Here is a 25,085-nt window from a genome sequence, read left to right on the forward strand (position 1 = left end):
GAGCGTCAGCCTTCCAAGCTGAATGTCGCGAGTTCGACCCTCGTCTCCCGCTCCATAAAAAATGCGTCATTAGCTCAGATGGTAGAGCACACGACTTTTAATCGTGTTGTCACTGGTTCGAGCCCAGTATGACGCACCACTTTGGGGTGTCGCCAAGCGGTAAGGCAACGGACTTTGACTCCGTCATGCGTTGGTTCGAATCCAGCCACCCCAGCCATTTGCCTAGATAGCTCAGTTGGCTAGAGCACCCGGTTCATACCCGGGCGGTCGAAGGTTCGAATCCTTTTCTAGGCACCATTTAGAAATTTTAAGCACAGATTAATCTGTGCTTTTTTTATTTATCCAGATGCCAGAAATATTGGAAGGTAAAGATAAAATATTCTATCTGTATAAAAACTAAGAAAAAAGGAGTGTAACTATGAATTTAGGATTAAAAGATAAGGTTGTTCTTATAACGGGAACTAATAACCCCGAGGGTATTGGTGCTACTGCTGCATTAGCTTTCGCAAGGGAGGGAGCAAAGGTTGCTATGGTTTATAAAAAGCTTAATCATTCTTATGATAAAGACAAAATTGGTAGCAATGGATTTGATAGATATCTTTGAGTCAGTTGAAAAAGCGTACTTCCTTCGATTCCTCTTGGAAGAATATAGCAAATATGATTTTATTTTTTGCTTCAGAGAAAGCTTCATGGATAACAGGACAGGTAATAAAAGTATCAGGTGGACACGCATTATAGATATTAAAAAAGAGATAGCTTTTTAAAAAGCTATCTCTAAAAAATACAGATATTAGACTAGTTTTTATGCCAATGTTTAATCATGTTGTTAATTCTTTTAGTGGTTTCGAGAGTATTATCTGCACCAATCAATTCTGAAACAAGGCAAATAGATTTTGCTCCCATAGCGAGAACTTTATCTATATTATTTTCTTTGATTCCTCCAATTGCAACATAGGGTAGTTTAATATTTTTGTTTACAAAGTCCAAGTATTCTAATGTAACTAGAGCACCTATGTCCTCTTTAGTTTCTGTGTAAAAAATTGGCCCTACTCCAATATAATCGGCCCCATCAACAATAGCTTGTTGAGCTTCTTGGGGATTGTGAGTAGAGATTCCAATGATTTTATTATCCCCCAAAATTTTTCTAACTTCTTTTATGGGAAGATCATCTTGTCCAATATGAATTCCATCAGCTTCTGATAAAAGAGCGATATCAAGATAATCATTAACTATAAAAATTGCATTATATTTTAATGTCAATTCTCTTAAAGCTTTAGCTTCTTCCAAAAGAAGTTTTACATCTCTCTTTTTCTCTCTATATTGTATAATTTTAGCTCCACCTTTTAAAAGGTCTTCACAATATTCTAAAAAATTTTTATTTTTTCCAGATTTAGAATCTGTTATTGCATAAACTCCAATGGGTAAATCAAATTTTTTCATCAAAAAATCCTCCTATTATATTTAAAACTTTATTTGCCATGAGGCATGCGATAAACATAACTTTAGTTGAATATGTTTGGTAAGTTTTTATATCACTATAAAAATCACCAATCACAGTTAGTTTATCAAATGTTAAATTTTTTATATTTTTTAAATCTCTTCCACCGATACCATTTGCAGATATAATATATTTAGTTGAGTAACTCTCAATTAAAAGAGTTTTAAACTCTTTTTTATCAAAAGCTTCAATAATAATATCACAGTCTGAAAAAAAATCTAAGATATTATTTTTGTCAATTTTTTCTATAAAAAAATCAGTGTTTAAATTAAGTGAGTGAATAAACTCTTTAATTGTATGAGCAGAATCTAGAGACATAGATTTGCCATTAAATTTAAAATTCAAAATAAATTACCTCCTTTTTATTTTTAAGGTGGCTATTTTATAAAAAAAGCTATACCCACTAGAGTATAGCCTTTTAATCAGTTATATAATAACTTGATAAAATAGCTTCCCTACGTTGGTTTTAACCAAATCAGGTTCGAAGGGTTAACTTTTTTTCAAAGTCTCTCAGCCACAAAGGCACCCCTAGCAAGAACATTTTACATCAAATAAAAAAAAAATCAAATAAAATTTTCTTTTTTCCTTAAAAATGATATAATATTTGCAGTGAAATTACGAAAGGAAAGACTATGAAGCAAGAGATATTAAAGTATTTGAAGTTAATGTTGGGATTATTATTGTGTGCATTGGGAGTTGTAACTATTTTAAACTCAAATTTAGGATTATCACCGTGGGATGTTTTAAATCAAGGATTGAATAGAAGTATTGGAATATCACTAGGAGAGGCAAATCTTTTAGTAGGAGCTTTTGTTGTTTTATTTAGTATTTTTTTAAAACAACCGATTGGAAGCGGAACTATAATAAATTTTTTATCAGTAGGAGTATTTATAGATATGTATATCTATTTAGATATAATACCCAAAGGAGATATATTATTAAAAAAAATATTAATTTTAATAATAGGGATACTTATATTTAGTTATGGTTGTTATGTTTATATATCTACAGGTCTTGGATGTGGTCCAAGAGATGGATTGATGGTAATTCTAACTAAAAAATCAAGTCATCCCTTATGGAAAATAAAAACGTGTATAGAAATTGTTGTTTTAGGTCTTGGATATGTTTTAGGAGGAACAATAGGTGTAGGAACAGTAGTTTCCTCATTGTGTGTAGGGCCTTTGATTCAATATTTTTTTAAGCTTAATAGTCAAGATATAAAAAAATTAGAACATAGAAGTTTAATATCAGAGTTTAAATTTTTAAAAGGGAAAGTATTAAAATAATGAAAGAAGGAAAAGTTAAACTTTTCCTTCTTTTTTCATCCACAGTAATATGTCTTCATATACTTGGGTTTTATTAAGTTCATTTAAAATTTCATGTCTACAATTTTTATATAACTTCAAAGAGAGCTTGTTAAACCCTAAATTTAAATAGAAATTATAAAGAGCCTTAACTCCTAAGCCATAAAGTCCAATAGGATCATCTTCACCAGAAATAATTAAAATAGGAGTTTCTTTATTGACAAAATTAAAGCTATCCTTATTATAAAGTTTAGATAAAAAATCTAAAAAATTATAATAAAACTTTGGAGTATAGCTAAATCCACAGTGGGGATCATCTAAAAATTCTTTTACAACTTTTGAATCTCTGCTTAACCAAGATGAGCTATTTTTATCTTTATCTTTAATTTTTGAATTAGTTCCTAGAAAAATGATGTTATTAAAAATTTTTTTAGGATTATCTGTTAAAAGAGATATAGATTTAAAAAGAGCTTTACCAACAAAAGTCATGAATTTTCTTTCATAACAACTGCCCATAAAAATATAGTTAAATTTCTCTTTAGAGTATACTTTCATATGTTTCTGAGCTATAAAGGATCCCATACTATGCCCTAAAATATAGAAAGGTATATTAGGGAACTGCTCTTTTAAATTTTTACTTATATTAACTTGATCAAAAACTAAAATATCAAAAGAACTACTAAAAAGTCCTAAGGTCCCATTTTTAAGAGCATCTTCTCCGTGTCCTCTATGATCAGATAAGACAACCATATATTTATTTTTATTTAAAAAATCTGTAAAGTTCAAATATCTTTTAGAGTACTCACTCATTCCATGTATAATTTGAACAATTCCTATAGCTGGATCATCGTTATTGTAGATTACTTTAATTTTAATCTCCTCCTTTTCAACTCCTATTTAAAAAGAGAGTATAAATAAGTTGAGTATACTGTTAAAAATAGAAGACCATGAACTCTATTTAATCTATAATTTCTTAAAACAAATGTTAAAAGAAGAACTGAAGCAACCATATTTAAAATTAAATCAATAAATGCACTATTAGGAACATCGATAGGAGTAATAATAGAAGATACTCCTAAAATAAGAAATGTGTTAAAGATATTAGAACCCACTACATTTCCTATTGCAATATCAGTATTTTTCTTAAAGGCAGCAACTACAGAAGTTGCTAATTCTGGTAAGGATGTTCCTAAAGAAACAACTGTTATGGAAATAACTCTTTCAGAAATTCCAAAGTTTCTAGCTAAATCAACAGCAGAATCAACAATAAATTTTCCTCCAAAAACTAGAAGAATAAAACCAAGTGTAGTTACACCAATAGCGATAGGTAGAGTATAATTTTTTACTTCTAATTCACTTTCCTCTCTATTCATAACTGTTAAATAGGCATTATACATAAGAAATAGTATGAAAAAACCTAATAGTATAAATCCATCAATTTTACTTAAGATTCCATTTTTAGCTAAAACATATGTTAGAACTGAAGCAAAAAGTGCTATAGGTATTTCAAATTTAACAGTATTTCTTGCAACTGTCAAAGGATAGATAATAGCTGTAATACCTAAAATAACAAGAATATTGATAACATTACTTCCTATAACATTTCCTAATGTGATAGCAGTTTTACCATTTAATGCAGAAATAACATTTACAACAAGCTCAGGAGCAGAGGTTCCAAAAGCTACAATGGTAAGTCCAATAACAATATTTGGAATATTAAATCTTTTAGCTATGACAGAAGCTCCATCAACAAGAGAATTTGCTCCTAAAACCAGAAAAATAACTCCAACAAGTAAAATAATTAAAGATATCATAAAGCCTCCTAAATTAAACTAAACTTCTAATCCATTTATATGACATAACACGTGGATATGTTATAGCACATTTAATAAGTTCTTCTAAACAGATTATAAAGTATAGTGTTGTTATAGATAATCCTGGGATAAAGTGGATAGCAGCAAAGGCCATTGGAATTCCTATAATCCAAATTCCAATCATTTCAGTTGCAATTGCATAGACAACATCTCCACCACCTCTTAAAGTACCTATTACTTGTATAATAGCATAAAATCTTGCAGGAATAAAGAATGCCATTATTTTTAAAACAGTGATTACATTTTTAGCTGTTTCAGGAGTTATTTTAAAAACTCCAACAAAAAGAGGAGAGATAAAGTAGAAAATAATTCCAATAACTACTCCTAATAAAACTCCAAATTGAGATATCTTTATTGAAAGAGAGTACGCCTCATCTTTTAAACCAGCTCCAATTTTATTACCAATTATTATAGCAGAAGCAGCTCCGATACCTATACCAAATATATTAAACATATTATTAACAGTAATTGCAATTTGCATAGTTGCAGTGGCGTTAACCCCAAGTTTAGCGTAGGCGATAGAATAAGTTGAAATCCCTAAAATCCACATAATATCGTTAAAGATAACTGGAGAAGCAATTTTAAAGAATTCTTTCAATTTTTTAACAGAAAGTTCTTTTAAACCATGGAATTTTGTTGCAATTACATTATTATAATTGTAGATCATAAATAAAAGGAAACCAAGTTCCATAGCTCTAGAAATAGTTGTTCCTAAAGCAGCACCAGCAACTCCCATCTTAGGAGCACCGAATTTACCAAATATAAATAAATAATTTAAAAGACCATTGAAAGCAATTCCAACAAAACTTCCATACATGGGTAGTTTTGTTTGAGCAGTACTTCTTAAAGCCATTGAATAAGCTAGAGTTATAGATGATAAAATATAACTTACAGCAACTATTCTTAAATAACTAACTCCTAAAGATGTAACAGTTGGATCGTTTAAAAAAATATGAATTATATTTGCTGGAAAAATTAAAGCAATTGCAGCGAAGAAGATTGAAACCCCAAGTGAGATTAAAAGAGATAAATCTAAAAATTCATGAATTTTTTTGACATCTTTTTTACCCCAAAGCTGAGACATAAAAATAGAGGCTCCCATGCCTACACCAGCTACTGAATAGAAGAAAATCATATAAAATTGATTTGATAAACCAACTGCAGCAATTTCACTTTCTCCAAGTTTTCCAACCATAATATTATCAAGAAGATTCAATGATGCAGTAATTAAACTTTGCAAAATAATAGGAATGGCTAAAGCCATTAACATTTTAATAAAACTTTTTTCGAATTTAAATTTTTGAAACATACGACACTCCTTTTGTAAATTAAAGAGCAGATGGGTTATAAGCTGCCCATCTGCTCTTTTATATTGTATTTTATTTTTTCTTTTTAACTTTACCTTTAACCTTTTTTCTAGGTTTTTTATTATTTTTTTCATCATTGTATTCTGTATAAGATTTTATATGTTTATATTTCTCTACTAGTAGAGGATTTTTAGCAACAGAAAATCCGAATTGACCAATAGGTTTTTTAGACATTGGAAAATATTCACCATGACAATAGTTAATTAAATTTGCCCATTCAAAATGAATTTTGCCTTTTTCATCAATAATATTTTTATTGATGTGTGAACCAACAACCTCGGCTAAAAATAGATCATGTGTTCCTAATGGGATAATTTGTTTAACTTTACATTCGATATTTATAGGAAATTCTTCTAAATATGGAGAGCTAACGTGCTCGCCAGGTTTAGCTGTAAGCCCTAGATGTTTAATTTTATCAACATCTCTTCCAGAAATAACACCACAATAATCAGTTTCTCTTACTTGGAAAGTATTTGGTAAGTTAACTGTAAACTCCATTGTTTCTTTAATATATTCATATGATAATCTTTCAGGTCTAATAGAGATAGAAAGCATTGGAGGATTAGTACAGATAGTACCCGTCCATGCAACGGTAAATGCGTTATTTATTCCATCTTTATTTCTAGATGTTATAACTACAGCAGGAACAGGATTTAAAACTACACTTCCTTTAAATAGTTCTTTTGTCATTATTATAGCTCCTTACTTTTCTTTTGTTTTATCTTTCTATTATACAATATTAATTATTTAATGTCTATAAAATCAAAAAGATGTTTAGAAAAAATCTTGTAAAATTAAAAGAAAAAATATATTATTATAGAATAAAGTAAATAAAAGAGGTGAAGAAAAAATGGCAAGAAAATTAAGATGTGATGTTGGATTTGGAGATAGTTTACTATTTTTATTAGGATGGACAGTTTTAGTTGTAATAACTTTTGGATTAGCCTCTCCATTCTTTTTATTTTCTCTTATAAAGTTCATGATAAATAGAACTATTATTGTAGAGGAATAAGAATGAAGATAGAAATTACTAAAGAAGTTTTAAACTATTTAGAGAAGAAAAATATCAAAGATGTAAGAATGTATTTAGAGAGTACAAAGGGCAGTAAGTGATGTCCTGTTATTTTTAATGTTCAGGTTGAACTTTTAACAGAGATACAAAATAAAAATTTTGGTGAAAAAATAATTTTTAGTGGAATTAGTATTTATATAGACAAAAGTGTTCCTCAAAATAAAAATTATAAAATTTTTAAAGTGTTAAAAATACCTTTTTTTCCAATGATAATAGATGTAGAAGGGGTTTGAAATTATTAAAAGTGACATAAGAAAGGAGTTTATATGAAAAAATATCTAATATTATCAGTTTTATCTGTAATACTCTTATCAGGATGTTCCAATGTTGGATCAAATACAATTGGGTCAACAACAGTTGGAGCAGGAGCAGGAGCTCTTTTAGGACAAGCAATAGGTGGAGATACAGGAGCTACACTTTTGGGAGCGGGGATAGGAGCTGCAGCAGGTGCATTAGTTGGTTCAGTTCAAGATCAAACTCAGGCTATAAAAGATACAAATCAGCAACCGTATTATAATAATCAGCCACAATATAACCAACCACAATACAATCAGCCACAATATAATACGAATCAACAATATAACAAACCTTATTATAGTCAACCTTATAGCTCATCATATTAAAAAGACCTCCAATTGGAGGTCTTTTATTCATTACATAGGACTTTAAAAAATATTTGTATGAAAATAAAAATAAAAGAGGTTGGAATTGAGAAAAAAAGTGATAGAATGGAAGAGGAAGGTTTTATAACTAGAGTAGTACGTGTAAGAATAACATTAGATGTCTGCTTCATTTCAAATGATGAAGTAATACACTTTTGAATGAGGAGATGAAAAATGAACAAAAAAATTAATATTGAATTAGATTATCCTTTAGGAGAGAATAGAAAAACGTTACATGATATTAAAATCTCTTCAGAAATATTTAACCTTCAGGAAGAAGCAGATGAAACAGCAGATCAACCGACTATAAAAAGAAATTTTCAAAGAGCTAGTGAATTAGTAAAAATCTCAGATGAAAGAATATTAGAAATTTATAACTCTTTAAGACCGAATAAATCATCTAAAGAGGAACTTTTGGCTATAGCGGATGAACTTGAAAATAAGTATGGTGCAGTTGTAAATGCAAATTTTGTTAGAGAAGTTGCAGAGATTTATGAAAAAAGAGGAAAGTTAAGAAAAGATTAGCAGCAATTTAATGGAGTTTTTAAAAGAAAAAATTAGATAAATGTTTAAAGAATATATAGTTTTCTTCAGAAATAAAAATGTAGCTTTGAAGCTACATTTTTTTTATTTTATTTATTATTGTAGTTTTGTTTTTAAACACAAACTTTTAAAAGAGGTTGACTTGTGCATAATCATTATGTATAATTATGATAAATATGTATATTGTTTATGGTTCAATAATTTGATTAAAAGGAAAGTTGAGTGAAAATCTCACACGGTCCCGCCACTGTAAGGAGGACGAAATTAGACTAAGCCACTGTAGTTTTTATGGGAAGGCCTAAGAGTAGGATGAATCTGAGTCAGGATATCTGCCATGAATATAATAGAGAAATATAAAATCTGCGGTGAACAGATTTGTATTTAGAACTGTCAAATTCAATTCTAATTAGCAATATTCTATTCATTTTTGCATTTTTATATTTCCGCTAAACTTCACAATTTAGGAGAAATGATATTATGAAACATAAGAACATAATGGTTGTTGGGACGTCTTCAGGAGCAGGGAAGAGTATAACAGTTACAGGCTTATGTAGAGCATTTTTTAAAGATGGATACACTATCTCACCTTTTAAATCTCAAAATATGGCACTGAACTCTTATATAACAAAAGATGGACATGAGATGGGGCGAGCACAAGCTCTTCAAGCAATGGCATGTGAGATAGATGCTCACTATACAATGAATCCGATTTTACTAAAACCCACGGGGGATAGAAGGATTCAAGTAATTGTCAATGGTAAGTCTATTGGTAATATGGGAGGACTTGAGTACGGAAATTACAAATCAAAGTTAAAAAAAGATATAATTCAAGCTTATAATACAATTAAAGATAAGAATCAGATATGTGTTATAGAGGGAGCGGGAAGTCCTGTAGAGCTAAATATAAAACAAGACGACATAGTAAACATGGGATTAGCTGAAATGGTTGATGCTCCTGTTATTTTAGTTGCGGACATTGATAGAGGTGGAGTTTTTGCATCAATTTATGGAACGATATCTCTTATGGAACCAGAAGAGAGAGCTAGAGTAAAAGGTGTAATTATAAATAAGTTTAGAGGAAATGTCGATATATTAAAGCCAGGATTAGAAAAAATAGAGGAACTGACAGGAGTTCCAATTTTAGGAGTTATGCCATACTTTGAACTAGACATAGAGGATGAGGATGGAGTAACAGAAAAATTTAACAAGATTAAATCAAAAACTGCAGATATAACAGTTTCGGTTATAAAATTAAAACATATATCTAATTTTACAGATATTGATGCTTTACTAGCAAATAAGGATGTAAATGTTAATTATGTGACATCATTTCATGAGTTAGGAGATGAGGATTTAATAGTTATACCTGGATCTAAAAATACAATAGATGATTTAAAAGATATAAAGGAAAAGGGAATCGCACAAGAGATTATAAAAATTTCTAGAAAAGGAACTCCTATTATTGGGATATGTGGAGGATTTCAAATTTTAGGAGAAAAAGTATTGGATCCCTATGGAATAGAGGGAGATATAAAAGAACTTCCAGGACTAGGTCTTTTAGATATAGAAACTACAATGGAAAAAGAGAAAGTAACAACACAGTACACAGGAGTATTAAAAGGAGAAAGTGGACTACTAAAGGGATTAGGAGATATCCAGGTTAAAGGTTATGAGATTCATCAAGGGGTAACAGAGGGAAAAGAAAAATCTATAACTTTAGATAATAGGTTAGTAGCTACAGTAAAAGATAATATTTTTGGAACATATTTACATGGAATTTTTGATAATAGGGAGTTTACTGATTTTATTTTAAATAATATAAGAGAGAAAAAAGGACTGGAAAAGAAAAATAGCACAATGACATTTGATGAGTATAGACTTCAAGAGTTAGATAAGTTAGAAAAAATATTCAGAGAAAATGTAGATATGAAAGCTATTTATAAGATTTTGGAGAATAAGCAATGAGCTTCATTTTAAAAATATGGATAGTTTATTTGTTAGATTTAATTTTAGGGGATCCATATTGGTTTCCACATCCAGTCAGGTTTATAGGAAAATATATAACTTTTATTGAAAGTAAGATCTATTCATTGAGAAATAAAAAAGTATGGGGAGGAGTATTAGCTTTTACAGTGATACTTTCAACAGCAATATTGTCATACCAAATAGCTAAAATATCTGAATTTTTGGAAATTTTCTTTCTATATACAACTTTAGCAACAAAAAGCTTAGGTGCTGAAGGGATTAAAGTTTATAAAATTTTAAAAAGTGGAGATTTAGAAAAGGCACAAAAAGAGCTTTCTTATTTAGTTAGTAGAGATACATGTGAGATGGACGAGATACAAGTTGTAAGAAGTACAATGGAAACTATAGCTGAAAATAGTGTTGATGGAATTATAGCACCTATGTTTTATGCATTTTTAGGAAGCTTTATAGTAGTTGATGGAATTTCGCTGGCATTGCCTTTAGCAATGGGATATAAAGCAGTAAATACTCTTGATTCAATGGTTGGATATAAAAATGATAAATATATAGATTTTGGTATGGTTTCAGCAAAAGTAGATGATTTCTTTAATTTTATTCCAGCGAGATTATCTGGTCTAATAGTAATTCCAATTGCAACATTTTTATTAGGAATGGGAATAAAAAAACCATTAAAAATATTTTTTAGAGATAGAAAGAATCATTCAAGTCCAAATTCAGGTCATCCAGAGGCAGCTTTTGCAGGAGCTATAGGTGTTCAATTTGGTGGTAAAACAAAATATTTTGGAAAATATTTTGAAAAACCTACAATAGGAGATAAATTAAAAGAGTTTCAATGTGAAGATATAAAAAAATGTTATAAGATAATGTTTATGACATCTTTTATAGGAATAGTTTTGTTTACAGCATTTATTAAACTAGTATAAGACAATAGGAAGTGAAGTAATATGGATTTACATGGTGGAAATATATATAAACTAAAAAGAGATAATGGGATAGAAGTTTTAGATTATAGTTCTAATATAAATCCCTTAGGAGTTCCAAGTAGCTTTAAAAAAGCAGTTATAGAAAATTTTGAAACTTTAGAAAAATATCCAGACATAGACTATGTAGAGTTAAGAACAGCTATTGGAGATTACAATAGTTGTCCTATAGATAATGTAGTTGTAGGAAATGGTGCTACAGAGGTTCTGTTTTTATATATGAAGGCAGTAAAAGCTAAAAAGGTCTTAATAATTGCACCAACCTTCGCAGAGTATGAAAGAGCTGCTAAGGCAGGAGGAAGAGATGTTAAATTTTTTCCATTGAGCAAAGATTTTTCTTTAAATGAAAATATGTTATTAGAATTTATAACTGATGAAGATGTTGTTGTTATGTGTAATCCAAATAATCCAACAGGAAAGTTTCAAAATCTTGAAAAAATAAAAAAAATAGCTGATTTTTTAGAAAGAAAAAATAAAAAATTATTTATAGATGAAGCCTTTATAGAGTTTGTTGATGATTGGAAAGATAAAACTGCATTTTTGTTAAAACATAAAAATATATTTATTTTAAGAGCTCTAACTAAGTTTTTTGCACTTCCAGGAGTTAGGTTAGGATATGGATTAACTTATGATGAAGCAATATTAAATGAGATAAAAAATATTAGAGAACCTTGGAGTGTGAATGGAGTAGCTGAAATAGCAGGAAAAACTATGCTTTTAGATACTTTGTATATACACAAAACAGAAAATTGGATAAAAAAAGAAAAGTTATGGTTTTATGAAGAGTTATGTAAAATAGATAATATAGAAGTAACTCCAACAGAAACGAACTTTATATTAGTAAAGTTACTAAACGATAATGCTAAAAGTTTCAGAAAAAAAATGATAGAGAATGGTGTTTTAGTGAGAGATGCTTCAAACTTTATGTTTTTAGATGAAAGTTATATAAGATTAGCAATAAAAGATAGAAAAAAAAATGAGCAAGTTTTAGAGGCTTTAAGGAGAGTGCTGAGATAATGAAAGGATTTGTTTTAGCAGGAACAAGAAGTGGAATAGGAAAAACTACAGTATCTATGGGACTAATGGCTACTTTTGAAGATGTGGCTCCATTTAAAGTAGGACCTGATTATATAGATCCTAGTTTTCATAAATTTATAACAGGAAATAAAAGTTATAATTTAGATTTATTTTTAATGGGAGAAGATGGAGTAAAGTATAGTTTTGAAAAGCATGGTAAAGAAATATCTATTGTTGAAGGTGTTATGGGGCTTTATGATGGTTTAGGAAATTCTTTAGATAATTATAGTACAGCTCATTTGTCTAGAGTTTTAAATTTACCAGTTATATTAGTAGTAGATGCAGCAGGAAAAAGTACAAGTATTGCAGCAGAAGTTTTAGGATATAAAAATTTAGATCCAAGAGTTAATATAGCTGGAGTTATAATAAATAAAGTAAATAGTGAAAAACTTTATGAAATGTTAAAAGATGCTATAGAAAATTATGCAGGAATACCATGTTTAGGATATTTAAAAAAAGATGAAAATTTAGGAATTAGTAGCAGACACTTAGGATTACTTCAAGCAGACGAAGTTGAGGATTTAAAAGAAAAAAAAGAGATTTTAAAAGAAGAGATAAAAAAAACTATTGATTTAAAAAAGATAGAAGAGATAGCTAGTTTACAAAAATCAGAAAAAACTATAGATATTTTTAAAAATATAGAAAATCTATATGCAGGATTAAAAGTAGGAGTAGCTAAAGATAAAGCATTTTCATTTTACTATGAGGATAATTTAGAGCTTTTACAAAGAATGGGAATAGAGCTTATAGAGTTTTCACCTATAAAAGATAAAAAAATACCTGAGGTTGATTTACTGTATTTTGGTGGAGGATATCCAGAAAATTATTTAGAAGATTTATCAAATAATAAGGAGTTTTTAAACTCTTTAAAAGAATTTCATGAGTCTGGTGGATATATCTATGGAGAATGTGGAGGATTTATGTACCTTAGCCAAGGAATAAAAACCTTGGAGGAAAAAAGTTATTCTATGGCACAATTAATTGACTGTAGTGTAAGGATGACTGGAAGACTTTTTATCAGCAGATTTGGATACGTAGATGTATCTTTTGGTGAGTTAAATGGAAAAGCTCATGAATTTCATTATTCGACTATAGATGAAATAGGCATTGATGAAAGAGTATTTAAACTTAGAAAAAGTGATGGTAGAGAGTGGTTGTGTGGTTATAAAAATAAAAATCTTATAGCAGGGTATCCACATTTACATTTTTTTAAAAACTTAGATATATTAAAGCAGATGTTAGAAGGAGCAAAGAGATGTCATATATAAAAAGACCACAAGATATTGAAATAAGAAGTTTTGAAATAATAGAGGAGGAGATGGGAGAAAAGGCAAAAGAGTTCTCTTCAACTCATTTACCAATAGTAAAAAGAGTTATACATACAACAGCTGATTTTGAATACGCAGATTTGTTAGAAATTTCAGAAGGAGCAGTTGAATCGTGTTTAGATGCCTTAAAAAAGGGTGGGAAAATATATTGTGATACTAATATGATAGCAAATGGTTTAAGTAAAATTACTTTAGATAAATATGGATATTCAGCTTACTCTTTAGTTTCAGATAAAGATGTAGCAGCTGAAGCTAAAGAAAGAGGAGTGACTAGATCGATAGTAGGAATAGAACATGCAGCAAAAGATCCTAATACAGATATATATTTAATAGGAAACGCACCAACAGCACTATTTAGATTAAAAGAGCTTATTGATTCTGGTGAGGTTCAAAAGCCCGCTTTAATAGTTGGAGTTCCTGTAGGATTTGTGGGAGCAGCTGAATCAAAAGAGATTCTACCTGGAAGTGGAATACCATATATTATTGTAAAAGGTAGAAAAGGAGGAAGTCCTGTAGCTGTTTCAATACTTCATGGAATTTTATATCAGTTACATAAGAGAGAAGGATTTTAATGGATAAAGAATTAAGATCGGGATATACAACTGGAACGTGTGCGTGTGTAGCGGCATTTGTTGCATTAAATCTTTTGATAGAAAAAGATTTAGGAGAAAGAGTTGAGATAACGACATTAAATGGAGTAACTTTAGATATACCAATATATTCAAAAAAAAGAGGAAATAATTGGGCTAGAAGTGTTGTTTTAAAAGATGCAGGAGATGACCCAGATGTTACAAATGGAATAGAAATTTGTGCTAAAGTAAAAATTGTAAAAAAATTACCCAAGATAGAAAGAGCTCATAATTTTGATAATATGCTAATAGTAGGTGGAAGAGGTGTAGGATTAGTAACAAAAAAAGGACTTAAAGTTACACCTGGAAAATCAGCTATAAACCCAGGGCCACAAGAGATGATAGTAAAAACTTTAAATCCACTCCTTGAAGAGTATGGATTAAAAGTGATAGTAACTATATATGTTCCAAAGGGAAGAGAGAAAGCTTTAAAAACTTTTAATGGGAAGTTGGGAATACTAGGAGGAATATCTATTTTGGGGTCTACTGGAATAGTTAAACCCATGAGTGAGGATGCACTTACTAAATCCATGTTTGCTGAATTAAAAGTTTTAAAAGAGAATAGTCCTAGAGAATGGGTAGTATTTGCTTTTGGAAATCATGGGAAACAATTTTGTATAGATAATAATATAGACATTGAACAGATGGTTGTAACAAGTAATTATATTGGATTTATGATTGATAGTGCAGTGAAATTAGGATTTAAAAAAATAGTATTAATTGGACATATAGGAAAAGCTATTAAAGTAGCAGGTGGAATTTTTAATACTCATAGCAGAGTTGCTGATGCTCGTTTAGAAATAATTGCAGCAAATGCTATTTTAATAGATGAACCTAGAGAGAATATTTTAAAGGTTTTAGAAGCAAATACAGCTGAAGAGGCTACAGAATATATATTAAAAAAAGAAAGCTTATTTAATTTAATTGCTAACAAAGTAGCTAAAAGAGCAGCTGAATTTTCAAGAGATAGCATAGAGTTTCAATCAATTCTTTTTAATTATAGTGGAGATATATTGGGATATAGTGATGGATTTTATGAAATGGTAGAGGAGTTAAAAAGTGAGTAAAGAGATATCAGTGGTGGGACTTGGACCAGGAAATATAGATTATATGACAAAAGCAGGAATAGATAGAATAAAAAATTCTGAAATTGTTATAGGAGGAGAGAGACAGCTAGAAGAGATTGACTCTCTTTTAAATAATCAATATATCTATACTATGAAAAAACTAGATGAAATGAAGGAGTTTGTTTTAAGAAATCTAGATAAAAATATAGTATTTATTGTTTCAGGAGATACAGGTTATTATAGTTTACTTACATATTTAAAAAAGAGTTTTCCTGAACAAAAGTTTAATGTTATTCCAGGAATATCCTCTTTTCAGTATCTATTTTCTAGGATAGAGATGACTTGGGAACATTATCAACTTTGTAGTGTTCATGGAAGAGAAAATGATTATGTAGAAATATTTAAAAATAGTAAAAGCGGAGTAGTACTTCTAACTGATGAAAAAAATAATCCAATTGAAATAAGTAAAACACTTGTTGAAAACAATATTTTAAATGCTGAAATAATTATTGGAGAAAGACTTTCGTATAAAGATGAAGTTATTACAAGATTTTTAGTATGTGATTATAAAAAGTATAATAAAAAATATGAAATGAATGTAACAATTATAAGAAAGGTTTGAAAAATAATGGGACATATTTATGATAAAGAGTTCGTTCAAAAAGAGCTACCTATGACAAAACAAGAGATTAGAGCAATTTCTATAGCGAAATTACAATTGCAAGATGATTCTATTTTAGTAGATGTAGGTGCTGGAACTGGGAGCATTGGAATAGAAGCTGCAACATATTTAAGAAATGGAAATGTTTTTGCTATTGAAAAGGAAGAAAAAGGTATAGAAACCTTGAGAGAAAATATAAATAGATTTAAATTAGATAATATCGAAGTGGTTGTAGGAAGAGCTCCTGAAGCAATACCAACTATTCAATACGATAGAATGTTTATAGGTGGATCAACAGGTTCAATGAGAAATATACTTGAACATTTTATTAAATATTCAAAAGCTGATTCTAGAGTAGTCATAAATGCAATAACTTTAGAAACTTTAGCAGATGCTACAAAGCTTTTAAAAGAGTTAAATTTTAAAAATATAGAAGTTGTAAATGTTGTTGTATCTAGAGGAAAGAGTATAGGACCATACACAATGATGTATGGGGAAAATCCAATATATATAATAACAGCAGATAAGGAGGAAACAAAGTAATGTCAACAGCAAAGTTTTATGGAATAGGAGTTGGAGTTGGAGATCCTGAGATGTTAACGCTAAAGGCTATAAAAGCTTTTAAAGAGCTAGATGTAGTGGTTTTACCAGAGGCTAAAAAAACTGAGGGTAGTACAGCATATGAAATAGCTAGAGAGTATTTAAAAGAGGGTGCAGAAACTTTGTTTGTTGAGTTTCCAATGTTAAAAAGTGTAGAAGCTAGAAAAGAGTTTAGAAAAAGAAATGCAGATATGATAGTTGAGCATTTAAAAGTAGGAAAAAAAGTTGGGTTCTTAACAATTGGAGATCCAATGACATATAGTACATATGTTTATATTCTTGAGTACTTAGATGGTATGATACCTGTAGAAACAATTCCTGGAATATCATCATTTTCAGATATGTCTTCGAGATTTAACCTACCTTTAGTTATGGGAGAAGAATCTCTAAAAGTTGTATCATTAAATGGAGAAACTGATATTGTTGCTGAAATTAATTCAGCAGATAACATTGTATTTATGAAAGTATCTAGAAATTTTGATAAACTTAGAGCTGGATTAGAAGCTACAGGAAATCTGGAAAATATAATAATGGTTTCAAACTGTGGAAAGGAAACACAGGAGATAAATTTTGATTTAACAAAAATGGAAGAGGAAAATATTCCTTACTTTACAACATTAATACTAAAAAAAGGTGGTATCAATCAATGGAAAAAGTTTATTTCATAGGGGCAGGACCAGGGGATCCAGAGTTAATTACAGTAAAAGGGCAAAGATTAGTAAAAGAAGCAGATGTAATAATTTATGCAGGATCTTTAGTTCCAAGACAAGTTATAGAGTGTCATAAAGAGGGAGCAGAGATTCATAATTCAGCTTCAATGACTTTAGAGGAAGTTATAGATGTAACTGTTAAAGCGATAAAAGCAGGAAAAAAAGTTGCCAGAGTTCATACAGGAGATCCAGCAATATTTGGAGCACATAGAGAACAGATGGATATGTTAGATGAGCACGGAATAGAGTATGAGGTAATTCCAGGAGTAAGTTCGTTTTTAGCATCTGCAGCAGCGGTAAAAAAAGAGTTCACATTACCAAGTATTTCTCAAACTGTAATTTGTACAAGATTAGAAGGAAGAACTCCTGTGCCAGAAAAGGAAAATTTAGAATCATTAGCTTCTCATAGAGCTTCAATGGCAATTTTCTTATCGGTACATATGATTGGTGATGTTGTAAAAAGATTAGCTACACATTATCCAATGACAACTCCAATCGCAATTGTTCAAAGAGCTAGTTGGGAGGATCAAAAAATTGTTTTAGGAACATTAGAAACAATTGAAGAAAAAGTAAAAGAAGCAAATATAACTAAAACAGCTCAAATTTTAGTTGGAGATTTTTTAGGAGATAAATATGAAAAATCTTTACTATACGATAAGCATTTTACACATGAATTTAGAAAAGGAATTGAGAAGTAATGAAGTTAGCAATTTGGACTGTAACAAGAGGAGCAGGGCTAAATGGAGTGGAGATTAAAAATAAAATTGAAGGAGTTGATCTATTTACTCTTTCAAAATTTAAAATAGATAATAGTATTCAGATAGAAAACTTTACTGAAGAGTTAAATGGAGCTTTCAATAGATATGATGGTCATATTTTTATAATGGCAACAGGAATTGTTATTCGTAAAATTGCATCTTTAATAAAATCTAAAGATGTTGATCCAGCAGTAGTTGTAATAGATGAAGGAATGAATTTTGCGATATCTCTTCTCTCTGGGCATCTAGGAGGGGCAAATAATTTAACTCAAAACCTTCATGAAATATTTGGATTAGTTCCAATCATAACAACTAGTTCAGATGTAACAGGAAAAATTGCAGTGGATACTTTGTCTCAGAAATTAAAGTGTAATCTAGAATCATTAGAAGCTGCTAAAAAAGTTACGTCATTAATAGTAGATGGAAAAAACGTTGAATTAAGTCTTCCTAAAAATATATGCAATGAAAATCCAGAAGGTGTTATAGTTATTTCTAATAAAGAAAATTTAGAAATTGTACATTTATACCCTGAAAATTTAGTTATAGGAATAGGTTCAAGAAGAGGAATTGAAAAAGAAAAAGTCTATGAGTTTTTAGTAGAAACATTAAAAAAACATAATCTTTCACTTAAAAGCATAAAGCATTTTGCAACAGTAGATTTAAAAGCAGATGAAAAAGGAATTGTTGAAACTGCTAGAGAGCTTGGAAAAGAGTTGAAAATTGTTACTAGAGAAGAGATATTAGCAGTAGAAGATATGTTTCACGGGTCTGAGTTTGTAAAAAAAGAGATAGGTGTAAAAGCTGTTTCAGAGCCATGTGCATATTTAACATCAAGTAAAGATGGAAAATTTATAGAGATAAAAGCAAAAAAAGATGGAATGACAATTTCCATTTATGAGGAGAGATTTATTTATGAAAAAAGGTAAAATATATGTTGTAGGAATTGGTCCTGGAAATATGGATGATATAACAGTAAGAGCGTATAGAGTTTTAAAAAATGTAGACGTAATTGCAGGATATATAACTTATACAGATTTAGTGAAAGATGAGTTCGCTGAAAAAGAGTTCTATGTATCAGGAATGAAAAAAGAGGTTGCTAGATGCGAGCAAGTATTGGAGATTGCTAAGTCTGGAAAAGATGTAGCACTAATCAGTAGTGGAGATGCAGGGATTTATGGAATGGCTGGAATCATGATAGAAATAGCTCAAAAAGAGGGATACGAAGTTGAGGTTGTTCCAGGAGTAACATCATCAGTAGCTGGAGCAGCAGTTGTAGGAGCACCATTAATGCATGACCATGCTACAATAAGCTTAAGTGATTTATTAACTGATTGGGATGTAATAACAAAAAGAATTGATAAAGCTGCAGAGGGAGATTTTATTATATCTCTTTATAATCCAAAAAGTAAAGGAAGAACAACTCAAATAGTTGAAGCAAGAGAGTTAATGTTAAAGCATAAAGCACCAGATACTCCAGTTGCACTATTAAGACATGTTGGAAGAGAAGATGAAAATTATACTTTAACAAACTTACAAGATTTCTTAAATCATGAAATAGATATGTTTACAGTTGTTATAATAGGAAACTCAAAGACGTATGTTTCTAATGATAGAATGATAACTCCAAGAGGATATCATATATGATTTGGGTTATAGGTGGAACAAAGGACTCTAGAGATTTTATAGAGTCCTTTCCTTTTAAAGAAAAGCTAGTTGTAACAACAGCAACAGAGTATGGTGGAAAATTGCTTGAAAATATAGAAGATATAAAGGTGTTTTGTAAAAGATTAGATTTAGAAGGAATGAATAAATTTATAGAAGAAAATAATATTGAAAAAATTGTTGATTTGTCTCATCCATATGCAGAGGAAGTTTCTAGAAATGCCATTGAATGTTCAAGAATAAAAGAGATTGATTACATAAGGTTCGAAAGAGAGAATTTACTTTCTGAAGATGGAGTTATAGAATTTTCTGAGCTTGAGTTTATGATAAAATATTTAGAAAATTTAGAAGGAAATATTTTAGTAACCTTAGGAAGCAATAATCTTCATAAATTTCAAAATATAAAAAATAAATTAAATATATATTTTAGAATACTTCCTAAATGGGAGATGATAAAAAAAGCTGAAGATTTAGGGGTTTTACCTAAAAATATTATAGCTATGCAGGGACCATTTTCTAAAGAATTAAATGTTGCAATGATGAGGCAACTTAATATAAAATATATTGTAAGTAAAAAAGGTGGGAATACTGGTGGAGAAAGAGAAAAAATAGAGAGTGCAAAAGAGATTGGAGCTACATCTATAATGTTATCTAGACCTAATGTGGAATATCCAGTTGTATTTTCTCATATAGAAAAACTTATAAAATATATTATTTAAATGCTGAAGGGGGAAATAAAATGATATTTGTTGGGATATTTGGTTTAAAAGATTCAGAAGAAAAATTAAGAGAAGTTGATTTTGAGTGTACAGGATGTTTATCAGAAAAGGTTCAATTATTCGCATTGAGAAGAGTTTTTGAAATTTTTTTTATACCGATAATTACTTTAAAAAAGAAATATATAATAGCTTGTAACTCTTGTAACAGTACATATAAGCTAAAAGATGAGAAAATGGAAGAGGTTTTATTAAAGGGAAAAGTTCGTTACGAAGATGTAGAAAAAATAATTAAAGAGTACTAAAAATAAATTAAATGTGATTTAACTAAACATAAATAAAAAATATGTAAACTATTTATTTTGTAAATAGTTGTATCATTCATTATTTATATAATGACATTGACATTTTATATGAAAAGCTGTATATTTACATTATATGAAATATATGGAGGCAGATTAAAATGAGTAAGAAAATTGTATATATTATAGTAGGATTGTTATTAGCAATGAATATATATGCAAGAGGTTTAAAAAGCAAGGAAACTGAGAATAACCAATCTTCTTTAAAAAATTCTGTAATCACTAAGACACAAGAGATATTTAATTATGAGAATAATATATCAAAAGTTATGCCTATTGATGAAGAAGAACTTGCAGAGATAAGTGGAAAAAATGTTAATTTTGTTATAAATAAAATGAGATAAACTATTTTAGATAAAGTGTGGATAATAAAGTGAAAAAGAGAAAAGACTGAGTAGACGCAGTCTTTTCTCTTTTTTTGTTTAATTTATCTATAGAAATAAACTATCTGTCAGGCTTATAATTGATTGGAGAGCTTCTAAATAAAATATTTCTTTTCCTAGCTTCAATTTCAACTCCAAGGAGTTCTTGAGCTATATGTGTCATATTTCTTAAAATATGAGGTTCAAAAATCTCTTCAACTTCAATATTTTCTTTTTCTTTTAAGTTAACATAGTTGGCCCATAAGCATTTTTTTATATTTTCTAATTCCGCTGGCTTTCTTAAAAGGTCTAGAATAGAGTTTTTAAGAAAAGTAAAAGTTTCATCAGATATATTTTCATTTGAATTTATAATTACTCTTATTTGATCTCTTATTTTAGTTGCTTCTTCATCATGCAACTCATACAAAACGTATTTAACTTTGTCCCAAACTTCTTTTAAAATATCAATTGAGTTAATATTTTGCTCTTTAATCCAAACAAAAGCAACCAGTCTTCTTTTCCAATCCCACCATCTGATAGGACTTTGTAGATCAATTGAACTAATTAAAAAAATATTTCTTTCTAAAAGTAATGCACCAAAGACTCCTGGCGGGTTTCCAAGACGCTGATTTTTTAAGCTTGTTCTATAAACTCCACAAGAAGGGCTTCCCTCCATAAATATATAAGCATCAATATCTGCTCTTTCTAAAGTTTCAAGACAAGCGATGGCACCTTTTCGAACCATTTCATTTCGATTTTCCCCCTCTTTATTTTTTATATTTGCTTTTCCATTCCAAAAATCAAATCCATTTCCTCCTGAAAGTTTAATACTTGGTCTAGGAACTCCCATTCCACTCATAATTTCAGGACAAACAGGAGTCCAAATGAATTGTCCACGATCTCTTCCTAAAGATTGAGTTAAATCTATTCCTTTTCCATTATATCTAACTTTAGAACCAAATTGGCATGCTGCAATTCCCAATCTTAATTTTCTATTTAAAAGATTTTCCATGTTGCCTCCTTGTATATAGGGTTTAGATAATATATACTATTAAGAAATATAGTTCCTTTAATAAAAAATAAAAAAGAGGAGAATTAAAATGGAAACTAAAGATAAGTACAGCAGAATTGCAAATATTTTTGATAAATTAGAAGAAAGAATGCCTATGAATAGTCTAAAAAGAGAGGCTGTTCAAATGTTAAAAGGTAAAATCCTTGAAATTGGAGTAGGAAGTGGAGCATGTTTAAAGTATTATGAGAAAAAATCAGATGTAACAGGTATAGATTTTTCTGTTGGGATGTTAAATATAGCAAAGAAAAAAGCTGAATTATTGGGTTTAGATAATGTAAAACTGTTAGAAATGGATATTGAAAATATGAGTTTTGCAGATGAAACATTTGATTCAGTATTTTCATCATGTGTGTTTTGTACTATTCCTAATCCTGAAAAGGGAATAAGTGAAGTGTATAGAGTTTTAAAAAAAGGAGGGAAAGTCGTATTTATAGAACATATGAAAAGTGAGAACTTTATAATTAATATGGGTTTAAGAGTTTTGAATATTTTTACAAAATTAGTTTTAGGAACATCACTTTTAAGGGAAACAGAAAAAACTATTAGAGAAGCTGGATTTTCAAAAGTTATAAGTAAGAATGTTATGTTAGGTGATGTGGTTAGATTAATTATAGCTGAAAAATAAAATTTAAAGAGATAGTTTTACTATCTCTTTGAATTAAGGTTTAGTTATTTGTTTAGTATTTTATAGATATATATTAAGCTATCATCATCTTTGAATCGACTATAAGTTTCTTTATATACAACGTTGTATTTTCCATCTGAATTTAAATTTGAGTTTTTAGATAAAATATAAAATTTTTCAGGAAGATTAGCAGTGTCGTCTAAAAAATGTATATCTTGTCCAACACTCCAAACATCTTGGATTGTAAAATCATTTGAGTAAATGTGAAATACCTTTTTATTTTTTTGTAAAGTTTCTAATGGAATTAAGTTGTCTTTATTTTTATTACGAATTTCGTTCTCGATAATCCATGTTAAATTGCAGTTGACTATTAATAAGAGAAATCCACTTAAATAAATAACCCTCTTTTTTAAAAGTTCTTTATTTGCTAATCCATCTTTAAAAAGGTAGATTAATAAAATAAAAAATGGAATAGTTAAATAATAAAGATTCGGTTTTTTCCAAATTATAAGACCAATACTTCCAATAGATAAAACTGTTATAAAAATAGTCTGTATATAAAGTAAAATTTTATCGGATTTCTTTAAGATATTCCAATCACTATTTAGATAGTAATTTAAGATAATTCCAACAGGTATAGAAGAAACTACATACATAGGGAAACCATATCTCTCTTTTTTCATTTTTATAAGTGATAAAAGTAGAAAAGTTAAAATAGACCAAAGTATTCCAAATTTAAAAAGTCTATTTTCATCGTCGTTTTTTAAATTCCATTTTTTGAAGAAAGTAACGATAGTAAAAAACATCCAAACACCCATGAAGTAAAAATAATTAAGGTAAAAGAAGAAACTTTTAACATGCTTACTTGTCCAAGTATTCTTTTCTTTATTCATGACGGACAAAAAAAGTTCTTTATTCTCTATCATCATAGCAATAGGCCAAATAGATGCTAAAATTAAACCAATTAAGATATAAAAAAGAATTCTTTTTTTATTTTCTTTGATTTTTTTAAATTTATAAACCCAAATATAAGATATAGTAAAAGGTAGTAACATCCCATAAATAGCAACAGGGCCCTTACTTAATAAAGAAGCAGCTAAAAGTATAGAAGCTAATGAAAGACTAAAATTACTTTTAGAATTTATGCTTTTTAAAAGATAAGTTATTGATCCAAACATAAAAATATATGGGTACGCATCCCAAGCATTTTCAGCTCCGACTTTTGTTAGCATAAAAGTAGTTGCAGCAACAAAAGAAATTAAAAACGGAAGATTTTTATTTTCAGATATCTCTTGAACGAATCGGTATATAAAAAATATTAATAGAACAGAAACTAAGGCTACAGGTAACCGAAGTACCCATTCATCAGAAAAATTATTAGAAAGTTTCATAACAATTGCTGTAAACCAAGTTGGTAATGGTGGTTTTTCAAATCTATATTGTCCGTTTAAAGTGGTAACAAGCCACTCATTATTAAAAATGATTTCTCTAGCGGTAATAAAATTTCGAGATTCCATTAAATCTGCTTTTCGTATCCAAATTGTGCTAAAAAAAGAGATAAAGCTTAATCCCAAAATAGATAAAAGTTTTTTATCTTTAAACATGAGTAAGTCCTCCTTGAGTTAAAAAAAGTATAGTATAAATTTTATAGACTAAAAAATATTTTAACAGTTGTTCCTATATTGGAAGTGCTGGAAATATTTATATCTAGATTTAAAAGATTTACAATTCTTTTAACAATAGACATTCCAAGACCATGTCCCTGTATCTCTTTACTACGAGATTTATTAGCTCTAAAAAATCTATCGTAAATGTGATGTAATTCATCAGGAGACATTCCTATGCCGTGGTCTTCAATAGTTAAAATAGCTTGATTTTGTTCATCATTATTTATAATTGTTATATCAATTGGATTATTTTTACCATATTTAATAGAGTTTTCCAATATATTTTTTATTAATAGTTTCATTAACCCCTCATCAGATTTGACAATTGTGTACTCAGGAGTAAAATTAATATTAGATTTAGGATACTGATGTTTTAAGCTAGAAATACACCCTAAAATAATTTCAGATAGTTCAACTTCATTTCGTTCACTTTTTATTTCAGATTCTTTTGCAATAAATAATAATTTTTCAATAAGCAAATTCATACTTTTAGTTTCATCTTC

At 29.1% G+C, this 25,085-nt stretch carries 30 protein-coding genes, 3 tRNA genes and 2 riboswitches; of the genes, 24 read left to right on the top strand and 9 right to left on the bottom strand.

The features are described 5' to 3' along the window. The first annotated feature begins 63 nt into the window (after positions 1–63). From ACRC8M_RS00385 to ACRC8M_RS00400, 4 genes are all read left to right on the top strand, one after another. Positions 64–139, top strand: a tRNA-Lys gene (locus ACRC8M_RS00385). A 3-nt stretch (positions 140–142) separates the two neighbouring features. After that, a tRNA-Gln gene (locus tag ACRC8M_RS00390) sits at positions 143–217 on the top strand. Between the two features lie 3 nt (positions 218–220). Continuing rightward, positions 221–297: transfer RNA gene (locus ACRC8M_RS00395), tRNA-Met, on the top strand. Positions 298–418: 121 nt separating this feature from the next. Beyond that, a complete protein-coding gene (locus ACRC8M_RS00400; protein ID WP_438527308.1) occupies positions 419–604 on the top strand; it encodes a hypothetical protein in 186 nt (61 codons plus the stop codon). A gap of 191 nt (positions 605–795) precedes the next feature. Here the strand turns inward: ACRC8M_RS00400 and thiE are convergent, their stop codons facing one another. Together thiE and ACRC8M_RS00410 are read right to left on the bottom strand one after the other, a co-directional pair. Continuing rightward, a complete protein-coding gene (gene thiE, locus ACRC8M_RS00405; RefSeq protein WP_438527309.1) occupies positions 796–1,440 on the bottom strand; it encodes a thiamine phosphate synthase in 645 nt (214 codons plus the stop codon). Further along, positions 1,427–1,843 carry a hypothetical protein gene (locus ACRC8M_RS00410; protein ID WP_438527310.1) on the bottom strand — a complete coding sequence of 139 codons (417 nt, stop codon included), beginning with the start codon at positions 1,841–1,843 and terminating at the stop codon, positions 1,427–1,429. The genes thiE and ACRC8M_RS00410 overlap by 14 nt, the downstream gene beginning before the upstream one ends. Positions 1,844–1,933: 90 nt before the next feature. Continuing rightward, positions 1,934–2,038, bottom strand: a riboswitch (TPP riboswitch). Positions 2,039–2,130: 92 nt separating this feature from the next. Between ACRC8M_RS00410 and ACRC8M_RS00415 the strand changes: the two genes are divergently transcribed. After that, positions 2,131–2,784, top strand: a complete 654-nt coding sequence (locus ACRC8M_RS00415; RefSeq protein ID WP_438527311.1) for a YczE/YyaS/YitT family protein — start codon at positions 2,131–2,133, stop codon at positions 2,782–2,784. 15 nt (positions 2,785–2,799) lie between these two features. Here the strand turns inward: ACRC8M_RS00415 and ACRC8M_RS00420 are convergent, their stop codons facing one another. From ACRC8M_RS00420 to ACRC8M_RS00435, 4 genes are all read right to left on the bottom strand, one after another. Beyond that, positions 2,800–3,699 carry an alpha/beta fold hydrolase gene (locus ACRC8M_RS00420; protein ID WP_438527337.1) on the bottom strand — a complete coding sequence of 300 codons (900 nt, stop codon included), beginning with the start codon at positions 3,697–3,699 and terminating at the stop codon, positions 2,800–2,802. Then, complete coding sequence (locus ACRC8M_RS00425; protein ID WP_438527312.1) at positions 3,696–4,616, bottom strand: calcium/sodium antiporter; 921 nt, start codon at positions 4,614–4,616, stop codon at positions 3,696–3,698. Before ACRC8M_RS00425 ends, ACRC8M_RS00420 begins: the two co-directional genes overlap by 4 nt. Before the next feature lie 13 nt (positions 4,617–4,629). After that, positions 4,630–5,985 (bottom strand): MATE family efflux transporter, encoded by a 1,356-nt coding sequence (locus ACRC8M_RS00430; protein WP_438527313.1) that lies wholly within the window; start codon positions 5,983–5,985, stop codon positions 4,630–4,632. Between the two features lie 70 nt (positions 5,986–6,055). Further along, complete coding sequence (locus tag ACRC8M_RS00435) at positions 6,056–6,733, bottom strand: flavin reductase family protein (protein WP_438527314.1); 678 nt, start codon at positions 6,731–6,733, stop codon at positions 6,056–6,058. A gap of 160 nt (positions 6,734–6,893) precedes the next feature. On the opposite strand from ACRC8M_RS00435, the gene ACRC8M_RS00440 reads away from it, so the two are divergent. The 18 genes from ACRC8M_RS00440 (at position 6,894) to ACRC8M_RS00525 (ending at position 21,200) form a co-directional block, all read left to right on the top strand. Beyond that, positions 6,894–7,055, top strand: a complete 162-nt coding sequence (locus ACRC8M_RS00440) for a DUF6693 family protein (protein ID WP_438527315.1) — start codon at positions 6,894–6,896, stop codon at positions 7,053–7,055. A gap of 326 nt (positions 7,056–7,381) precedes the next feature. Further along, positions 7,382–7,738, top strand: a complete 357-nt coding sequence (locus tag ACRC8M_RS00445; protein WP_438527316.1) for a YMGG-like glycine zipper-containing protein — start codon at positions 7,382–7,384, stop codon at positions 7,736–7,738. Positions 7,739–7,951: 213 nt separating this feature from the next. Further along, positions 7,952–8,302 carry a diol dehydratase small subunit gene (locus ACRC8M_RS00450; protein WP_438527317.1) on the top strand — a complete coding sequence of 117 codons (351 nt, stop codon included), beginning with the start codon at positions 7,952–7,954 and terminating at the stop codon, positions 8,300–8,302. A gap of 191 nt (positions 8,303–8,493) precedes the next feature. Then, positions 8,494–8,671, top strand: a riboswitch (cobalamin riboswitch). A 126-nt stretch (positions 8,672–8,797) separates the two neighbouring features. Continuing rightward, positions 8,798–10,285, top strand: coding sequence for a cobyric acid synthase (locus tag ACRC8M_RS00455; RefSeq protein ID WP_438527318.1), 1,488 nt, complete (start codon positions 8,798–8,800; stop codon positions 10,283–10,285). After that, a complete protein-coding gene (cbiB, locus tag ACRC8M_RS00460; RefSeq protein ID WP_438527319.1) occupies positions 10,282–11,229 on the top strand; it encodes an adenosylcobinamide-phosphate synthase CbiB in 948 nt (315 codons plus the stop codon). The genes ACRC8M_RS00455 and cbiB overlap by 4 nt, the downstream gene beginning before the upstream one ends. 21 nt (positions 11,230–11,250) lie before the next feature. Further along, positions 11,251–12,303 carry a pyridoxal phosphate-dependent aminotransferase gene (locus tag ACRC8M_RS00465; RefSeq protein WP_438527320.1) on the top strand — a complete coding sequence of 351 codons (1,053 nt, stop codon included), beginning with the start codon at positions 11,251–11,253 and terminating at the stop codon, positions 12,301–12,303. After that, entirely contained in the window at positions 12,303–13,631 is a 1,329-nt protein-coding gene (locus tag ACRC8M_RS00470) for a cobyrinate a,c-diamide synthase (RefSeq protein WP_438527321.1), read from the top strand. Before ACRC8M_RS00465 ends, ACRC8M_RS00470 begins: the two co-directional genes overlap by 1 nt. Then, the gene (locus ACRC8M_RS00475; protein ID WP_438527322.1) at positions 13,619–14,263 is read left to right on the top strand and encodes a precorrin-8X methylmutase; all 645 of its coding nucleotides are present in this window, start codon (positions 13,619–13,621) and stop codon (positions 14,261–14,263) included. The genes ACRC8M_RS00470 and ACRC8M_RS00475 overlap by 13 nt, the downstream gene beginning before the upstream one ends. After that, positions 14,263–15,387 (top strand): cobalt-precorrin-5B (C(1))-methyltransferase CbiD, encoded by a 1,125-nt coding sequence (cbiD, locus tag ACRC8M_RS00480; protein ID WP_438527323.1) that lies wholly within the window; start codon positions 14,263–14,265, stop codon positions 15,385–15,387. The genes ACRC8M_RS00475 and cbiD overlap by 1 nt, the downstream gene beginning before the upstream one ends. Continuing rightward, a complete protein-coding gene (cbiE, locus tag ACRC8M_RS00485) occupies positions 15,380–16,009 on the top strand; it encodes a precorrin-6y C5,15-methyltransferase (decarboxylating) subunit CbiE (protein WP_438527324.1) in 630 nt (209 codons plus the stop codon). Before cbiD ends, cbiE begins: the two co-directional genes overlap by 8 nt. Before the next feature lie 6 nt (positions 16,010–16,015). Then, a complete protein-coding gene (gene cbiT / locus ACRC8M_RS00490) occupies positions 16,016–16,591 on the top strand; it encodes a precorrin-6Y C5,15-methyltransferase (decarboxylating) subunit CbiT (RefSeq protein ID WP_438527325.1) in 576 nt (191 codons plus the stop codon). Next, the gene (gene cobI, locus ACRC8M_RS00495) at positions 16,591–17,316 is read left to right on the top strand and encodes a precorrin-2 C(20)-methyltransferase (protein ID WP_438527326.1); all 726 of its coding nucleotides are present in this window, start codon (positions 16,591–16,593) and stop codon (positions 17,314–17,316) included. Before cbiT ends, cobI begins: the two co-directional genes overlap by 1 nt. Continuing rightward, entirely contained in the window at positions 17,295–18,056 is a 762-nt protein-coding gene (gene cobM / locus ACRC8M_RS00500) for a precorrin-4 C(11)-methyltransferase (protein ID WP_438527327.1), read from the top strand. Before cobI ends, cobM begins: the two co-directional genes overlap by 22 nt. Continuing rightward, on the top strand, positions 18,056–19,042 hold the full coding sequence (cbiG, locus tag ACRC8M_RS00505; protein ID WP_438527328.1) for a cobalt-precorrin 5A hydrolase: 987 nt from the start codon (positions 18,056–18,058) through the stop codon (positions 19,040–19,042). Before cobM ends, cbiG begins: the two co-directional genes overlap by 1 nt. After that, positions 19,029–19,760 (top strand): precorrin-3B C(17)-methyltransferase, encoded by a 732-nt coding sequence (cobJ, locus tag ACRC8M_RS00510; RefSeq protein ID WP_438527329.1) that lies wholly within the window; start codon positions 19,029–19,031, stop codon positions 19,758–19,760. Before cbiG ends, cobJ begins: the two co-directional genes overlap by 14 nt. Continuing rightward, positions 19,757–20,497 carry a cobalt-precorrin-6A reductase gene (locus ACRC8M_RS00515; RefSeq protein ID WP_438527330.1) on the top strand — a complete coding sequence of 247 codons (741 nt, stop codon included), beginning with the start codon at positions 19,757–19,759 and terminating at the stop codon, positions 20,495–20,497. The genes cobJ and ACRC8M_RS00515 overlap by 4 nt, the downstream gene beginning before the upstream one ends. Positions 20,498–20,517: 20 nt before the next feature. Further along, positions 20,518–20,799 (top strand): zinc-ribbon domain-containing protein, encoded by a 282-nt coding sequence (locus ACRC8M_RS00520; protein WP_438527331.1) that lies wholly within the window; start codon positions 20,518–20,520, stop codon positions 20,797–20,799. Positions 20,800–20,957: 158 nt separating this feature from the next. Continuing rightward, positions 20,958–21,200: a hypothetical protein gene (locus ACRC8M_RS00525; RefSeq protein WP_438527332.1), complete on the top strand. Its 243-nt coding sequence runs from the start codon at positions 20,958–20,960 to the stop codon at positions 21,198–21,200. Positions 21,201–21,300: 100 nt separating this feature from the next. On the opposite strand, the gene ACRC8M_RS00530 is transcribed toward ACRC8M_RS00525, so the two are convergent. Next, on the bottom strand, positions 21,301–22,230 hold the full coding sequence (locus tag ACRC8M_RS00530) for a DUF523 domain-containing protein (RefSeq protein ID WP_438527333.1): 930 nt from the start codon (positions 22,228–22,230) through the stop codon (positions 21,301–21,303). 88 nt (positions 22,231–22,318) lie between these two features. On the opposite strand from ACRC8M_RS00530, the gene ACRC8M_RS00535 reads away from it, so the two are divergent. Continuing rightward, positions 22,319–22,915: a class I SAM-dependent methyltransferase gene (locus ACRC8M_RS00535; RefSeq protein ID WP_438527334.1), complete on the top strand. Its 597-nt coding sequence runs from the start codon at positions 22,319–22,321 to the stop codon at positions 22,913–22,915. A gap of 44 nt (positions 22,916–22,959) precedes the next feature. On the opposite strand, the gene ACRC8M_RS00540 is transcribed toward ACRC8M_RS00535, so the two are convergent. Both ACRC8M_RS00540 and ACRC8M_RS00545 read right to left on the bottom strand, forming a co-directional pair. Beyond that, a complete protein-coding gene (locus ACRC8M_RS00540; RefSeq protein ID WP_438527335.1) occupies positions 22,960–24,519 on the bottom strand; it encodes an ArnT family glycosyltransferase in 1,560 nt (519 codons plus the stop codon). 41 nt (positions 24,520–24,560) lie between these two features. Further along, a partial coding sequence (locus ACRC8M_RS00545; RefSeq protein ID WP_438527336.1) for a sensor histidine kinase occupies positions 24,561–25,085 on the bottom strand: 525 nt, incomplete at its 5' end.

Source organism: Cetobacterium sp., assembly GCF_051653945.1.
In the GTDB taxonomy this organism is placed as follows: Bacteria; Fusobacteriota; Fusobacteriia; order Fusobacteriales; family Fusobacteriaceae; genus Cetobacterium_A.

Bases quoted from the DNA above. Each gene is read 5' to 3' on its own strand.
- ACRC8M_RS00400 (WP_438527308.1), top strand. From the start codon at position 419: ATGAATTTAGGATTAAAAGATAAGGTTGTTCTTATAACGGGAACTAAT.
- thiE (WP_438527309.1), bottom strand. From the start codon at position 1,440: ATGAAAAAATTTGATTTACCCATTGGAGTTTATGCAATAACAGATTCT.
- ACRC8M_RS00415 (WP_438527311.1), top strand. From the start codon at position 2,131: ATGAAGCAAGAGATATTAAAGTATTTGAAGTTAATGTTGGGATTATTA.
- ACRC8M_RS00425 (WP_438527312.1), bottom strand. From the start codon at position 4,616: ATGATATCTTTAATTATTTTACTTGTTGGAGTTATTTTTCTGGTTTTA.
- ACRC8M_RS00430 (WP_438527313.1), bottom strand. From the start codon at position 5,985: ATGTTTCAAAAATTTAAATTCGAAAAAAGTTTTATTAAAATGTTAATG.
- ACRC8M_RS00435 (WP_438527314.1), bottom strand. From the start codon at position 6,733: ATGACAAAAGAACTATTTAAAGGAAGTGTAGTTTTAAATCCTGTTCCT.
- ACRC8M_RS00440 (WP_438527315.1), top strand. From the start codon at position 6,894: ATGGCAAGAAAATTAAGATGTGATGTTGGATTTGGAGATAGTTTACTA.
- ACRC8M_RS00445 (WP_438527316.1), top strand. From the start codon at position 7,382: ATGAAAAAATATCTAATATTATCAGTTTTATCTGTAATACTCTTATCA.
- ACRC8M_RS00450 (WP_438527317.1), top strand. From the start codon at position 7,952: ATGAACAAAAAAATTAATATTGAATTAGATTATCCTTTAGGAGAGAAT.
- ACRC8M_RS00455 (WP_438527318.1), top strand. From the start codon at position 8,798: ATGAAACATAAGAACATAATGGTTGTTGGGACGTCTTCAGGAGCAGGG.
- cbiB (WP_438527319.1), top strand. From the start codon at position 10,282: ATGAGCTTCATTTTAAAAATATGGATAGTTTATTTGTTAGATTTAATT.
- ACRC8M_RS00465 (WP_438527320.1), top strand. From the start codon at position 11,251: ATGGATTTACATGGTGGAAATATATATAAACTAAAAAGAGATAATGGG.
- ACRC8M_RS00470 (WP_438527321.1), top strand. From the start codon at position 12,303: ATGAAAGGATTTGTTTTAGCAGGAACAAGAAGTGGAATAGGAAAAACT.
- ACRC8M_RS00475 (WP_438527322.1), top strand. From the start codon at position 13,619: ATGTCATATATAAAAAGACCACAAGATATTGAAATAAGAAGTTTTGAA.
- cbiD (WP_438527323.1), top strand. From the start codon at position 14,263: ATGGATAAAGAATTAAGATCGGGATATACAACTGGAACGTGTGCGTGT.
- cbiT (WP_438527325.1), top strand. From the start codon at position 16,016: ATGGGACATATTTATGATAAAGAGTTCGTTCAAAAAGAGCTACCTATG.
- cobI (WP_438527326.1), top strand. From the start codon at position 16,591: ATGTCAACAGCAAAGTTTTATGGAATAGGAGTTGGAGTTGGAGATCCT.
- cobM (WP_438527327.1), top strand. From the start codon at position 17,295: ATGGAAAAAGTTTATTTCATAGGGGCAGGACCAGGGGATCCAGAGTTA.
- cbiG (WP_438527328.1), top strand. From the start codon at position 18,056: ATGAAGTTAGCAATTTGGACTGTAACAAGAGGAGCAGGGCTAAATGGA.
- cobJ (WP_438527329.1), top strand. From the start codon at position 19,029: ATGAAAAAAGGTAAAATATATGTTGTAGGAATTGGTCCTGGAAATATG.
- ACRC8M_RS00515 (WP_438527330.1), top strand. From the start codon at position 19,757: ATGATTTGGGTTATAGGTGGAACAAAGGACTCTAGAGATTTTATAGAG.
- ACRC8M_RS00520 (WP_438527331.1), top strand. From the start codon at position 20,518: ATGATATTTGTTGGGATATTTGGTTTAAAAGATTCAGAAGAAAAATTA.
- ACRC8M_RS00525 (WP_438527332.1), top strand. From the start codon at position 20,958: ATGAGTAAGAAAATTGTATATATTATAGTAGGATTGTTATTAGCAATG.
- ACRC8M_RS00530 (WP_438527333.1), bottom strand. From the start codon at position 22,230: ATGGAAAATCTTTTAAATAGAAAATTAAGATTGGGAATTGCAGCATGC.
- ACRC8M_RS00535 (WP_438527334.1), top strand. From the start codon at position 22,319: ATGGAAACTAAAGATAAGTACAGCAGAATTGCAAATATTTTTGATAAA.
- ACRC8M_RS00540 (WP_438527335.1), bottom strand. From the start codon at position 24,519: ATGTTTAAAGATAAAAAACTTTTATCTATTTTGGGATTAAGCTTTATC.